This is a genomic window from Pirellulales bacterium, assembly GCA_036267355.1.
In the GTDB taxonomy this organism is placed as follows: domain Bacteria; phylum Planctomycetota; class Planctomycetia; order Pirellulales; family DATAWG01; genus DATAWG01.
The window spans coordinates 1-13,537 of sequence record DATAWG010000119.1; the positions used below are offsets into that span (position 1 = coordinate 1).

A 13,537-nucleotide genomic window follows, 5' to 3' on the forward strand; every position below is an offset into this window, starting at 1 on the left:
CTGTCGAACGTCCTCCAGTCCCGCGGAGAGGATACGTGTCTTGCTGCCATTCATCGGCTGTCACTCCAGAAGGTCGTGTGCGGACAGCCCACGGTAGCACACGCCTCAAAACGGTTCATACACGCTTGCCGGAAGGACACAACTAACGCTGGCGGCGCGGCTTGGCTATTTGTCCCCAGACGCGTCCGAGACATTGTCCCGGCAAGCCAACGAAACGGTGATGGTCCTCGCGGGCCTGCGCCCTGCTTTTTTACCTGTAGCCTGTAGCCTCAAGTCTGTAGCCTACCTACGCGTACTCCTGCGTCGTCGGCTTGATGACGATCTCGGCCACGTGGGCGCGCGGCGGCAGGCAGGCGATCATCACGGCGGCGGCTCCGACGTCTTCCGGCTGCAAGATGCGGCCGCGTTGCTCGGCGGTGAGCGGCACGGGGCGGCGCTCGAGGATCGGCGTGTCGACTTCGCCGGGATAGATGTTCGTGACGCGGATGCCGTTTCGCCCTTCCTCGAGTGTGGCAAAGGTGCCGAGCGCGGTCGCGGCGAATTTCGACGCACAGTAGGCCACGCCCGCCAGCCGCAGCGCTCGTTTGCCCGCGATCGACGACACGTTGATGATCAGCCCGTCGCCCCGGCTGCGCATCTGCGGCAACACGGCCTGCATGCAGTGAAACGTGCCGCTGAGGTTGATATCCAAAAGCATCTGCCAATCCTCGGGCGTGGTGTCGGCCAGCGCGCGGTGGACGACGTTCGTGCCGGCCGAGTTGACTAAAATATCGACATGCCCGAGTTCCCTCGTCGCCCATTGAAATAGTTGCTCGACACTGGCTCGATCAGCGACATCGACCGAATGGCAGAGCATCGGCGCCGACCGGGCATGCTTTGCCGCGGCTTCCAGCAACACATCCGCCCGCCGCCCCGCGATCGCCACCCGGCAGCCCTCGGCCGCGAGCGCGACGGCGATCCCCAGGCCAATGCCGGTGCCGCCACCGGTTACGACCGCATTTTTTCCCTGTAGTTTCATAATCTTTTTCGTCCCGTTCGTGTGATTTATGGTTTCCAACGTTCGGCCAGTGGTCGCGTCCGTTTTTACCGCGATTCGGCGGAAGAGCAAGAGGCAGATCACCCGCGGAGCACCATTCGCTTGCGGCGGCGGGCTGCGTGGCAAATAATGGGGGCGTCTACCGCTGGGCAGCCACGTTCGATCGCTTTCGACCCTCTGCGCGTTTTCCGATGCAAAAAGCCGGGCCTCAAATCGACTCGCGGATCGAAGTCGTCACGCCGGAAAATATCGCCTTTCAATATCGCGTGGCCGGGCCATTTCGGCGGATGCCGGCCTATCTGATCGATATTTTGATCCGTATTGCGGCGATCTTGATGGCCCGCTGGGCCATTCTGTTGCTTGGTTTTGCTGGCGGCGAAGGAATCCTCGGCTTCGGATTTGGAATGCTGCTCGTGATCTGGTTTGTTTTGGATTGGTTCTACGGCGGATTGTTCGAGACATTTTGGAATGGCCAGACGCCCGGCAAATGGGCCGTCGGGATCCGAGTCGTCGCCACCGACGGCCAGCCGATCAATGCCCTGCAGGCCGTGATGCGCAATGTGCTCCGCGTCGCCGACGCCCTGCCGGTGCTGACGTTGCCGCTATTCGGCGGCATACCGCTGTCGATATTTACCTATCAAGTCGGCCTGTGGGTCCCGGCGTTCAACGATCGCTACCAGCGGCTTGGCGACCTGGCTTGCGGGACGATGGTCGTGATCGAGCAGGGACACCCGCTCTACGGCGTCGTGAAGATCACCGAGCCGGAAGCCATCCGGCTGGCGGATTTGATTCCGCACAATTTTGTTGTGTCTCGCAGCCTTGCCCGGACACTCTCGCTCTATGTGGATCGGCGACGGGGCCTGTCGTGGACACGGCGATTCGAAATCGCTCGGCCGCTGGCCGAACCGCTGCGAACCATGTTCAACTTTCCGCCGCAAACGAACCCTGACCTGCTTCTGGCGGCGGTGTATTATCGAGCGTTCAATGCCCCGGCCGACACCGGTCCCGGCCGCCGCAGCGCTGCAGTTCCGCCGGTGGCGGCACCGCAACCGGCGGCGGTGCCCCTTTGGAATTCTCCGGAGCCGGCGACACAATCGACGACCGCACGATTTTCGGAAATAGAAAACTACCTGGATCGAATCAGTTGATATCGAAGCCCGAAACCGCCAGCGAGCTACAAAGGCGTCGCCGCCAAACTTCCTGACACGAGCCTCTGTCTCCTGATCTCTTGCTTTCTCGCCCCTCGCCCCTAACCCCTCGCCCCTGACTTGAAAGTCGCCGAACTTCTCGATACTCGACGCGACAACTGGCGGCAACTCGAGCAGTTGTGCGTTCAGATGGAAGGCCGCGGCCGGCGCCGATTGGGCGGGGCTGGCACGGCTCGCTTCGCTTCGCTCTATCGCGCGGCCTGCGCCGATCTGGCCTTGGCCGACGCTTACAATCTTCCGGCTGGAACGGTCGCGTATCTGCATCGGCTCGTGGCCAGGGCACACAATCAACTCTATCGCAGCCGGCGATTCGATCTCGCGCGTTGGGGACACGAACTGTTTCATGAAGTGCCGCGGCGATTGCGGCAAGACGCATGCCTGCGGGCAGCGCTATTGATCTTTTGGGGTTTGTTCTTCGCCGCGTTTCTTTTCGGACGGCAATCGCCCGAATTTCTCAACACGCTCGTCGGCAAGGAGCAACTCGAGGGCATCCGCGATATGTATTCGCAATCGGTCGCCCGCGAAAATGCGTCCGTCTCCGGCCTGATGAACGGCTTCTATATTCAGCACAATATCGGGATCGCGTTGGAATGTTTTGCCTGGGGGCTTGTGTTCGGAATCGGTGGGCTCGTGGATCTCGCATTCAACGCGATCCAACTCGGCGCGATTTTCGGTTTCATGACGACCGTGCCCGAATGGCATAACTTTTCGCAATTTGTCACCGCTCACGGCCCGTTCGAGCTGACGGCAATCGCTTTGTCGGCGGCCGCCGGAATGCGACTGGGCTTTTCGATCATCGACACGGGCGGCTTGAGCCGCATCGCTTCGCTGCAGCAGGCAGGCCGCGAGGCGATGCCGACCATGGGAGCGGCCATGGTGATGCTCGCCATGGCGGCATTGATCGAGGCGTTTCTTTCTCCGTCCGCGGCGCCGTACGCCGTCAAAGTGTCGGTGGCGGTCGTGTCGGCAATATTGCTGTTTTTTTATCTCTTCGTGCTCGGCCGGCCACGAGCGCAAGCCGATGGGGCGGTAGCTCCGCTGGTCATGTTGCAGGAGCCCGTCCGTGCAACTTGACAACACCCGCATCGTGATTCGCGAGCGCGATTTTCCCGACATCCTCGATCTCTCGCTCCGAACTTTGCGTTTCTACATTTTCCCCTGGGCGACGCTGAGCATCATCGGAGCGCTGCCGTTTGCACTGTTGAACGGCTGGCTGCTCAGCCTGTTCGAGCCGACTTACCGGTTTACTGGATCGCATGTCGTCGCGCATGCATTCAATCCGGCGCTATATATCTATCGGCTCACGATTTTGACGGTGTGGGAATTGCCTTTGGCCGCGGCGCCGCTGACGCGCTATTTCGGCCATGCGTTGTTTCTCGATCGGCCCAGTTCGAGCCGCATTGCCCGCGAGCTGCGCGACTCGCTTCCGCAATTGTTCATCTACCAGGTGCTGTTGCGCGGGCTGCTGATCTTGCCGGCATTGATCGATTGGTGGGCGTTTTTCTTGATGCTTTTGTGGTTGGTGCCGTTCGTCTATTCGCCCTACTTGAACGAGATTATTTTGCTCGAGCGGAATCCGTTTTCCGCTCGGCCGGGCCGCATCACGACCAGCCGGCGTTCGAATTCGCTGCACGCGGGTTCGCGGAGCACGCTTTTCAGCCGATTTCTCGTGTCGATGCTGTTCGGCGTGGTGATGACTTGCGGATTGGCGCTAAGCCTGTGGTACATTCGAGGGCTGCTGACACACCACTGGGAACGAACCGGCGCGGTTTATACGATCGGCGTTCCGGCGGCGATGTGGACCGTGGCAGCTTATTTCGCGGTCGTCCGTTATTTGAGTTATCTTGATTTACGGATTCGTCGCGAAGGCTGGGAAGTCGAGTTGCAAGTCCGTGCCGAAGCCGATCGGCTGGCCGGATTGCGTGCGGAAGTGTAAGGCAGAATTCGAAATGAACCGGATCGACAATCCGCAGATTTCTTGTGGGGCGACGCCCAGCGTAGCAGGCACACTCCGTGTGCCGTCTGCGCTCCGCAGTGCGCTTTGCGCCACTTGGCGCCGAATGCCATTGCCCGCGGGTCGAACAGTGCCGCATCGCGCTCGCAATCCGCGCCATTCTCTCGATGGTTTGCAATTCCTACTGCTGTGCGCGGTCGGAATTACGCTGGCATTCACCTTTGCCGAGCGTGCCGCGGCAGTGGGTGCCGACCCGCCCGACAGCGCCGCCGCTCCCACAGCCTCCAATACCGACCCAGCCGTGCGTTCCGGCGCAAAAGCGCTGCAAACGGACGATCATTTCCCTTGGTACGACGCCGAACATGATGCGTTGCGTCCGGTCGTGCTGCGGACGATCAAAGACGGCGGCCAAGGAGATTCAAAAGACTTCAATTCGCGGCTCCGCAATCATCACGGCCGCTTGTCGCATGGCGGCGACGGAAGCGGACACGGATCGGGCGGCAAGGGCTCCGGCGGCGGTGATTCGTCGCAAGACAATTCGTCGTCGCCTGGCTTTTCAATGCCGGCCGTCAGCGCCCCATGGCTGATCTGGGTTGCCTGGATCGTCATCGGCGGCGTGCTTGTCTTCTTGGTCGTGATGCTGATTCGGGCATTTTTGAATCGTGAAGCCCGCAAGGCAAAAACCTCGGAGGGTGAATCAATTGCAGCCGAGGACGACGACGACCGGCTCGACGCGTTGCCGATTCCCGCGGCGCGTCCGAAGGGCACCCTGCTGGAAGAAGCCCGGCGCTCGTACGAAACAGGCGATTACAACAGCGCGATCGTCTATCTCTACAGCTACCATTTGCTCCGGCTCGATCAAAACCAATGGATTCGCGTCGCCAAGGGCAAGACGAACCGGCAGTATCTGCGCGAATTGTCGGGCCGCGGTGAGTTGCAGGCCGTGTTGGCCCGCGCAATGGTGCCCTTCGAAGACGTTTATTTCGGCAACCATTCGTTGGATCGAGCCCGCTTCGAAGCTTGCTGGAACGATGTCGAGCGATTCGATCGCCTCGTCGAGAGGACCTCGCCATGAGCCGCTCGCTGGCTGAATGCGCTCGTTTATCCATCGTTTTGCTGGGTGTGCTTTTGGTTGCCCAGCTCGGTTGTGCCCGGCGCGAAGGCGACGATTCGCTCCAAGGCGACTACGGGCAAAATCATGGCGAACGGTTTTCGGCCAGCGTCAATGGTCTGACGGTTCTCGCCGACATGTTGACCGAAGCCGGAGACACCGTCAGCACACGCGAAGAATTGTCGCCCGTATTGCAGGAAGAAGCCGATGCGATTATTTGGGCGCCGGATGATTTCGCTGTTCCGGATCCCGACACGTGCCAGAAGATCGACGATTGGTTGCGGGCGAAGGAAAACCGCACGTTCGTGTACATCGGCCGCGATTTCGATGCCCGGCCCGTGTATTGGCAACAAATCGTGGCCCAGGCCGCCCCGGCGGATCGTGAAAAATATCAGAAAGAACTCGATCAATCCAAAGCATGGTTCACCCTCGATCGAACCGCGGTGCCGCAGAGCGCGCGGTGCGAATGGTTCTCGATCGACGGCACGGCGCCGCATCGCGATGTCCGCTCGCTCGATGGCCCCTGGGCCGATGGCATCGATGCCTCGAAGGTTGCCATCGAACTAAACAGCCGGCTCATCCCTTCCGACGATGCAAAAAACCTGCTGGCCTGCGGCGACGCCGCTGGCGACATGCTCGTCAGCGAGCAATCGTTCGATGTCCTGGCCCCCAAAATCCGCTGGCTCGCCGGAACGCACACGAGCAATCTGCTTCTGGTGGCCAATGGCTCGTTTCTGTTCAACGAGCCGCTGGTGAACCACGAGCATCGCAAGCTCGCCGGCCAATTGATCGAAGCGGTCGGCAAAGCGAAGCACGTGGTGATTCTCGACAGCCAGAATCACCGCCCGGTCGCCTTCGACAGCGACAACGGCGGGGGCAACAACGACAATCCTCCACCCGAGCAACCGCCGCAGAGCATGCTCGACATATTCAACGTTTGGCCGCTGAGCGCGATTTTGGTTCAATGGGGCGTTTTGATCGTGGCGCTCTGTTTTGCAAAATGGCCCATCTTCGGTCCGCCGCGCGATCCGCCGCCGCCGCCAGCCTCCGACTTCGGGCGGCACGTCGATGCGCTTGGGGCCGCGATGGCCGTGACCGGCGATGCCGAATATGCCAAATCACGCGTGCAGCAATACCGCCAAATGCGCGACATCGCCGGCTCCCGCGCGATCAACCGCACGAACGTGAAGAAACAGAGTTGAAAAATACTCGCGCAAAGCTTTTGCAAGAACGACACACTAGCCCGAAGCATAAGCGAGGAACGGCGCACCGCCGAGGTTCGCTCTTGCTGTTTACTCCGCACACGGGTGCCGCGGTTGATCCACTTCGAGTTTGCTCAAGGCCAGGAAATCGCATCTTATGACCGACTCTGTTGTGCCACCGGTGACGGCGCTCCCCGGAAACCTAATCGAATTTCGCTGCCCGCAGTGCCAAAAACTGCTCCGCATTGGATCGTCGGCCGCAGGCGGGCAAGCCCGTTGCCCGAACTGCACCGCGGTCGTGATGGTGCCGAACGTCGAGTCGAACGCGGCGCCGACTCCGGCGTTCGCTCCGGCGACGCCGCCCATCCCTGTCGCTGCCAAGCCGCCCGAGTTGCCGTTCCACAGCATGCCGCCGCGAAACGTTGATGGCCCGCCCGCCTTTTCGACTCCAGCGTCGCCCGCCGCGGCGATGTCGCCCTCCGCCGGGCCAATGAATCATGTCGCCGCATCGCTACAGCCGGCCGCGATTATTCCGCCGGCTCAGCCCGCAGGCACAACACCGGCTGTTGCCGCCGGCGCGCTGCTTCGACCGCCGGCATCGCAAACGCCCACCAAGGCGCTGTTCGACAGAATCGTCGCCGAGATTCGCAAGATCTACATCGGCCAAGACGAATTGGTCTTGGGCACGCTCGTGGCCTTGTTTTCCAGCGGGCATGTGCTGATCGAAAGCGTTCCCGGCTTGGGCAAGACACTTTTTGTTCGCACGCTGGGCCGCGTGCTCGGCTGCCGGTTCGGCCGTATCCAATTCACCGCCGACCTGATGCCATCCGACATCACCGGCGCACCGATCTTCGACATGAAGACGCAAGAATTTCGTTTTCATCCCGGTCCGGTGTTCACGCAGTTTCTTCTGGCCGATGAAATCAACCGCGCCCCGGCCAAGACGCACGCGGCACTGCTCGAAATCATGCAGGAATACCGCGTCACGGTCGAACGCACGAGCCACAAGCTCGACCGGCCATTTTTGGTGATGGCCACGCAAAATCCGATCGAAAGCGAAGGCACCTACAACCTGCCCGAAGCGCAGTTGGACCGCTTCATGTTCAAGATCATCGCCGATTATCCGACGACCGAGGAAGAAGCCAACGTGCTCAAGATGCACAGCCAACAAGTCGACCTTGATGCAAGGCTGGCTCAAGATCTGCAAACGATCACCTCGCCGCAGGAAATCAATGCCACGACGCGGGCTTGCGGCGAAGTGCGCGTCGACGATCGGCTGATCGACTACATCAACAAGCTGGTGCGCCGCACTCGGCAATGGCCGCAGTTCCACCTCGGCGCGTCGCCGCGAGCGGGAATCGCGCTGGTGCAAGGCGCCCGCACCCTGGCGGCCTTCAATGGCCGCGACTATTCCGTGCCCGACGATGTGGTGCAAATCGCCCTGCCCGCGCTGCGGCACCGCGTGATCCTCACCGCCGAAGCCGACGTCGAGGGCCTGCGTGTCGACGATCAGTTGCGCGAAATGATCCGTACTGTCGAAGTTCCCCGCCTGTAGGCGGGAGGCTGTAGGCTACAGGCTGTAGGCTACAGGTACGAGGACAAGCGAAACGCTCGGTTTTTTTCCTGTAGCCTTGAGTCTGTAGCCTTTAGCCTCCTTTGAATCCTTTCGTCTACGTTCTGTTGGCCGTGCCGCCGCTGCTGATTTTGGCGCGGTCGAAGCGGATTTACCCGCATCGGCCGGCAGTTTTCTTGCTCGGCGTGCCGGCGCTGTTGGCGCTGGCGTTGATGGCGGTGCCGGCGCTGTTTAGCGGGCTGTTGGTGCTCGACGGGGCGCTGGCGGCGCTGGCGGTGGTCGATCTACTGACGCTGCCGCGAGCCAACCAGTTTTCCGTCGAGCGGCAGGTGCAGCGAGCCGCGTCGCTCAAGAAGCCGCATCCGGTGGTGCTGACCGTGGTCAGCCGTTCGCGGCAAACCCAGGCGGTTTGGGTTCGCGACGGCGTGCCCGCCCCGCACTCGGCCGAGCCGCCGGAAATGCTCGTGCGGCTCAAGCCGCGTTCGCGAGCGACGCTCCGCTATTCGCTCCGGGCCGGCCGCCGCGGCGCCTTCACCATCCCGACGGTTCATCTCCGCGTCCGCAGCCTGCTCGGGCTGTGGCAGCGGTATTTGATCTATCCGATCGAAAGCACGATCCATGTTTATCCCGACATGAAACAGTTGGCCGAGTATGGCGTTTTGGCCCGCACCAATCGGCTCAGCCTGCTCGGAGTGCGCCGCACGCGAAAGATCGGGCAAGACAACGAATTCGAGCGGCTCCGCGATTTCACCCGCGACGACAACTACAAGCATATCGATTGGCGCAGCACGGCCCGGCGTTCGCGGCTGACGGTGAAAGATTTTCAGGCCAACCAAAGCCAGCGGATCATTTTCTTGATCGATTGCGGCCGGATGATGGCCAACGAAGCGGCCGGCCTGAGCCTCTTGGACCATGCCTTGAACTCGATGCTCATGCTGAGCTACGTCGCGCTCAAGCAGGGAGATTCGGTCGGGTTGATCTGCTTTTCCGACTCGATCCATTCGTTCGTCCCGCCGCGCGGCAGCATGAACCAAATGAACCGGCTGCTGCATTCGGTGTTCGACCGCTTCCCTCGGCTGGTGGAATCGCGATACGACGAAGCGTTTGTGTACCTCGCATCGCGGTGCCGCAAGCGGGCGCTGGTGGTGTTGATCACGAACGTGATCGATGAAGTGAACGCGTCGCAGATCGACCGCTATTTGTCGTCGCTCACCGGCAAGCATTTGCCGCTGGGCGTGTTGCTGCGCGATCGGCAAGTGTTCGACGCGGCCGAAAGCACCGACTCGAGCGAAACGGCGATCTACCGCGCCGCCGCCGCCGCGGATGTGCTGCTATGGCGGCATCAGGTTCTCTCCGACTTGTCGAGCAAAGGCGTGCTGACGCTCGATCTCTTTCCCGACGAACTAACCGCCCCGCTCGTGAACAGCTATTTGAACATCAAAGCCCGGCATTTGCTGTAGGCCCGGCCGAAAAATGACTTCTCCACAGATCCCTCTCCCCTTGCGGGAGAGGGCAGGGTGAGGGGTTTCGAAAAGCGGAAGTGATTTTTCGGCCGAGCCTTAGCCGCGGATTGGTTGTAGCCACGGTGCCCGTGAACCACGGTCGCCGCGCGGGTGTCCGTTCATTCGAGCGGCGCACTCCCCGGATCGCGCGCGAGCCGTTACAATTCCGGCTCGACCGCTCTCCGCCACTGGCAGACAGCGCTTGCCAGTGCCCCACGCGCCCAATGACCCGCACTCATCCGCATGAATCAGCGACGGATTTTGGTTACTGCCGCGCTTCCCTATGCCAATGGTCATATTCACCTTGGCCATCTGGTGGAATATATCCAGACGGATATCTGGGTGCGGTTTCAGAAGCTGCGCGGCAATCGCTGCATTTATATCTGCGCCGACGACACGCACGGCACGGCGATCATGATCCGAGCCCGGCAAGAAGGCCGCAGCGAAGAGGCGCTGATCGCCGATATGCGCGAGCACCATGTCCGCGATTTCTCGGGCTTCGATATCGAGTTCGACAACTACGGCAGCACGAATAGCCCGGAAAATCGCGAGCTGTGCGGCCAGATTTGGACGGCCCTGCGGGCCGGCGGCTATATCAACGAGCGCGATGTGACGCAGCTCTACGATCCCGTGGCCGGCACGTTTCTGGCCGATCGGTTCGTCAAGGGAACTTGCCCGCGCTGCAAATCGCCGGACCAATACGGCGACAATTGCGAAGTGTGCGGCAGCACGTATAGCCCGACCGACTTGATCGACCCGGTGAGCACGCTCACGGGCGCGAAGCCCGAGATTCGCACGGCGACGCATCTGTTCGTCGCCATCGAGCGGCTGCATGAGTTTTTGAACGAGTGGACGCAATCGGGCGATCATTTGCAGTCGGAGGTGGCCAATTATCTAAAAGGCCATTTTCTCGGCGAGCCGCTCCGGGATTGGGATGTGTCGCGGCCGAAACCTTATTTCGGATTCGAGATTCCCGACAGCCAAGGCAATTGCTGGTATGTGTGGTTCGATGCGCCGATCGGGTATATGGCATCGACGCGCGAGTGGTGCGAGGGTCATGGGGAGCGGTTTGAGGATTGGTGGTGCTACCCCTCACCCCCGGCCCCTCTCCCACAAGGGGAGAGGGGAGTAGGCGGGGCTCTCCCACAAGGGGAGAGGGGAGTAGGCGTGGCTATCCAAAAGGGGGGGGTGGGAGTAGGCGGAGCTCTCCCACAAGGGGAGGCGGGAGAGGCGAGCGATCCGGCCGAAGTTGAGATCCATCATTTTATCGGTAAGGACATCACTTATTTTCACACGCTGTTTTGGCCGGCCATGCTCAAGGCGTCGGGCTTGCGGCTGCCGCGAAAGATCCATATCCACGGGCATCTCACCGTGGGTGGCGAGAAGATGTCCAAAAGCAAAGGAACGCACGTCCGCGGGGCGACGTATCTCAAGCGGCTCAATCCCGCTTATCTGCGCTACTACTACGCCTCGAAGCTCAGTGGGCATGTCGACGATCTCGATCTGAATCTCGTCGAGTTCGTGGCGAAAGTGAATTCCGATCTGGTGGGCAAGGTCGTGAATCTGGCGAGCCGCACGGCTCGGTTTGTCGAATCGACCGGCTTATCGGCAAAATATCCGGACGATGGCGGACTGTTTGCCGCGGCGGCCGACGCGGGAGAAAGTATCGCCGCGGATTACGAAGCGTGCGAATATAGCAAGGCCATGCGAACGATCATGGCTTTGGCCGATCGGGCCAATCAATATGTCGACGCCCGGCAGCCCTGGACGCTGCGAAAAGACGCCAGCCGGGCCGGCGAAGTGCAAGACGTTTGCACGGTGACGCTGAATTTGTTCCGGCAATTGGCCGTGTATCTCGCGCCGGTGTTGCCGCATCTTGCGGAGCAGGCCAGCCGATTATTCGGCAAGCCGATCGTGCACTGGAGCGATGCGCTGGCGCCGATCGTCGGTTCGCCCGTGGCGAAATTCGAAACCCTGTTGACGCGAGTGGACCCAAAGGAGGTCGAGGCGATGATCGAAGAGAGCAAAGAAGTAGGTCAGGCTTTCCAGCCTGACATCCCCGCAACCGAAGCGACAACTCCGCCGGCCTCCTCCGACGGCCCCGAGCCGCTTGCCGCCGAGCCACTTCAGCCTGAATGCAGCTTCGACGATTTTGCCAAGATCGATTTGCGCGTAGCCCGCGTTGTGGCGGCGGAGGAATTGCCCAAAGCAAAAAAACTATTGAGACTGACGCTCAGCCTCGGCGGCGACAGCCGGCGCACCGTGTTCGCCGGTATTAAAAGCGCCTATAAAGCGGAAGAACTCGTCGGCCGATTGGTGATTTGCGTGGCGAATCTCGCCCCGCGGCAGATGCAATTCGGGGTGAGCGAAGGCATGGTCGTCGCCGCAGGCGCGGGCGGCCAGGAAATCTTCCTGCTCAGCCCCGACACGGGCGCAAAGCCGGGTCACCGCGTGCATTAAATGCATCGATTTGCGGCCGCTCATGGTCAAAATCGCCGCCACCGCCCGCCAGAGACCAGCGATAAGATTAGCAGAATCACGAAAATCAGCAGGAGCACTTTCGCGATCCACAACGCCGTTCCCTCGATCCCGCCCAGCCCGAGCACCGCCGCGACCAATGCGATAATCACGAAAATCAGCGCCCATCGAAGCATAAAGGCCTTTCTTCCGGCAATCGGCCGGCATTCGGTTTTACCCGTCGCGGTAGGATTATTTCTATTTGCACGAAATCGATGCTACGTCAACCGGTTCGACGGCCGCGCTGCGGTCGACCGGATCGAACCGCAGCCGGGTGATCTTTCCAGGATATGCCGGCACGCTCGAAAGCTCATCGCTACGAGACTGTTGCCGAGCCGGCCGTCCACATGCCCACGCAAAGCCGTGAGCCTGGCACCCGGCTCTCGTTCCTCGCTCGATGCCGCCGCGTTTCCACGTGCGCGTATTTGCAGTGCCCATGTTATTTCGACCCCATTCGCAATGCCCCGTCGAGGCGGATGACGCTGCCGTTGAGCATCGGGTTTTCGACAATCTGCTGGGCTAGCTTGGCAAATTCTTCGCCCCGACCAAGCCGTGGTGGAAAAACGCACTGCTCGACGAGCGACTCGCGGACCTCGGGCGTCATGCCGGCCATCATCGGCGTTTCGAACACGCCGGGCGCGATCGCCACGACACGGATGCCGAACCGGGCCAATTCGCGGGCCGCCGGAAGCGTGAGCGCCGCCACGCCCCCCTTGCTCGCCGAATAGGCGGCCTGCCCGAGTTGCCCCTCGAACGCCGCGACCGACGCCGTGTTCACGATCACGCCGCGCTCGCCATCCGCATTCGGCGAATTCGCCGCCATCGCTGCCGCCGCAAGCCGCAAGACATTGAAGGTGCCGATTAGATTCACTCGCACGACGCGCTCGAAGAGCGCCAGGTCGTGCGGACCATTTTTGCCGACAATGCGACCGGCCCCGATGATCCCCGCGCAATTCACTACGCCATCGACCCGGCCGAACTCGCTTGCGGCCAGCGCGATCGCTGCCTGCACTTGGCCCGAATCGGTTACGTCGACAAGTGCGGATCTCGCTGTTTTACCAAGCTCTGCGCATAGAGCAGCGCCGGCCGCAGCGTTTAGATCGGCGACGACGACATTGGCTCCGGCTGCGGTGAACGAGCGGGCGCAAGCGGCTCCCAAGCCCGATGCTCCGCCGGTGATCAGAAACGTGTGCGATGCGAGTTGCATGAGCGTGATTGTAAGCAGGAGTGGCAATGGATGGCGAGCGGATTGTGTCGCACCGCGGCGTGTGCCACTGCGGCGTGTGCCACTGCGGCGTGTGCCACTGCGGCGTGTGCCATTGCGGCGTGTGCCATTGCGGCGTGTGCCATTGCGGCGTGTGCCACTGGCCAGCGCAGTCGGCCAGTGCCGGCCCACCAAGGCACGTCCCACTGGCCGACTTCGCTGGCCAGTGG

The 13,537-nt window shown here is 61.4% G+C and carries 11 protein-coding genes; 8 read left to right on the top strand and 3 right to left on the bottom strand.

The features are described 5' to 3' along the window. Positions 1–286: 286 nt before the first annotated feature. On the bottom strand, positions 287–1,018 hold the full coding sequence (locus VHX65_18515; GenBank protein HEX4000549.1) for an SDR family oxidoreductase: 732 nt from the start codon (positions 1,016–1,018) through the stop codon (positions 287–289). Between the two features lie 209 nt (positions 1,019–1,227). Here VHX65_18515 and VHX65_18520 point away from each other — a divergent pair, with 209 nt between their 5' ends. The 8 genes from VHX65_18520 to metG all read left to right on the top strand — a co-directional run bounded on the left by VHX65_18520 (position 1,228) and on the right by metG (position 12,046). Next, entirely contained in the window at positions 1,228–2,184 is a 957-nt protein-coding gene (locus VHX65_18520) for an RDD family protein (protein ID HEX4000550.1), read from the top strand. A gap of 120 nt (positions 2,185–2,304) precedes the next feature. Then, positions 2,305–3,318 (top strand): stage II sporulation protein M, encoded by a 1,014-nt coding sequence (locus VHX65_18525; protein HEX4000551.1) that lies wholly within the window; start codon positions 2,305–2,307, stop codon positions 3,316–3,318. Further along, positions 3,308–4,180: a hypothetical protein gene (locus tag VHX65_18530; GenBank protein HEX4000552.1), complete on the top strand. Its 873-nt coding sequence runs from the start codon at positions 3,308–3,310 to the stop codon at positions 4,178–4,180. The genes VHX65_18525 and VHX65_18530 overlap by 11 nt, the downstream gene beginning before the upstream one ends. A gap of 319 nt (positions 4,181–4,499) precedes the next feature. Further along, positions 4,500–5,273 (top strand): DUF4129 domain-containing protein, encoded by a 774-nt coding sequence (locus VHX65_18535; GenBank protein HEX4000553.1) that lies wholly within the window; start codon positions 4,500–4,502, stop codon positions 5,271–5,273. Beyond that, positions 5,270–6,511 (top strand): DUF4350 domain-containing protein, encoded by a 1,242-nt coding sequence (locus VHX65_18540; protein ID HEX4000554.1) that lies wholly within the window; start codon positions 5,270–5,272, stop codon positions 6,509–6,511. The genes VHX65_18535 and VHX65_18540 overlap by 4 nt, the downstream gene beginning before the upstream one ends. Positions 6,512–6,668: 157 nt before the next feature. After that, on the top strand, positions 6,669–8,066 hold the full coding sequence (locus tag VHX65_18545; protein ID HEX4000555.1) for an AAA family ATPase: 1,398 nt from the start codon (positions 6,669–6,671) through the stop codon (positions 8,064–8,066). A gap of 101 nt (positions 8,067–8,167) precedes the next feature. Further along, positions 8,168–9,544: a DUF58 domain-containing protein gene (locus tag VHX65_18550; protein HEX4000556.1), complete on the top strand. Its 1,377-nt coding sequence runs from the start codon at positions 8,168–8,170 to the stop codon at positions 9,542–9,544. 285 nt (positions 9,545–9,829) lie between these two features. Next, on the top strand, positions 9,830–12,046 hold the full coding sequence (gene metG / locus VHX65_18555; GenBank protein HEX4000557.1) for a methionine--tRNA ligase: 2,217 nt from the start codon (positions 9,830–9,832) through the stop codon (positions 12,044–12,046). 26 nt (positions 12,047–12,072) lie between these two features. Here metG and VHX65_18560 read toward each other — a convergent pair whose 3' ends face one another. Continuing rightward, positions 12,073–12,240 carry a DUF1328 domain-containing protein gene (locus tag VHX65_18560; GenBank protein ID HEX4000558.1) on the bottom strand — a complete coding sequence of 56 codons (168 nt, stop codon included), beginning with the start codon at positions 12,238–12,240 and terminating at the stop codon, positions 12,073–12,075. 302 nt (positions 12,241–12,542) lie between these two features. Continuing rightward, entirely contained in the window at positions 12,543–13,310 is a 768-nt protein-coding gene (locus VHX65_18565) for an SDR family NAD(P)-dependent oxidoreductase (GenBank protein HEX4000559.1), read from the bottom strand. Positions 13,311–13,537: the final 227 nt, after the last annotated feature.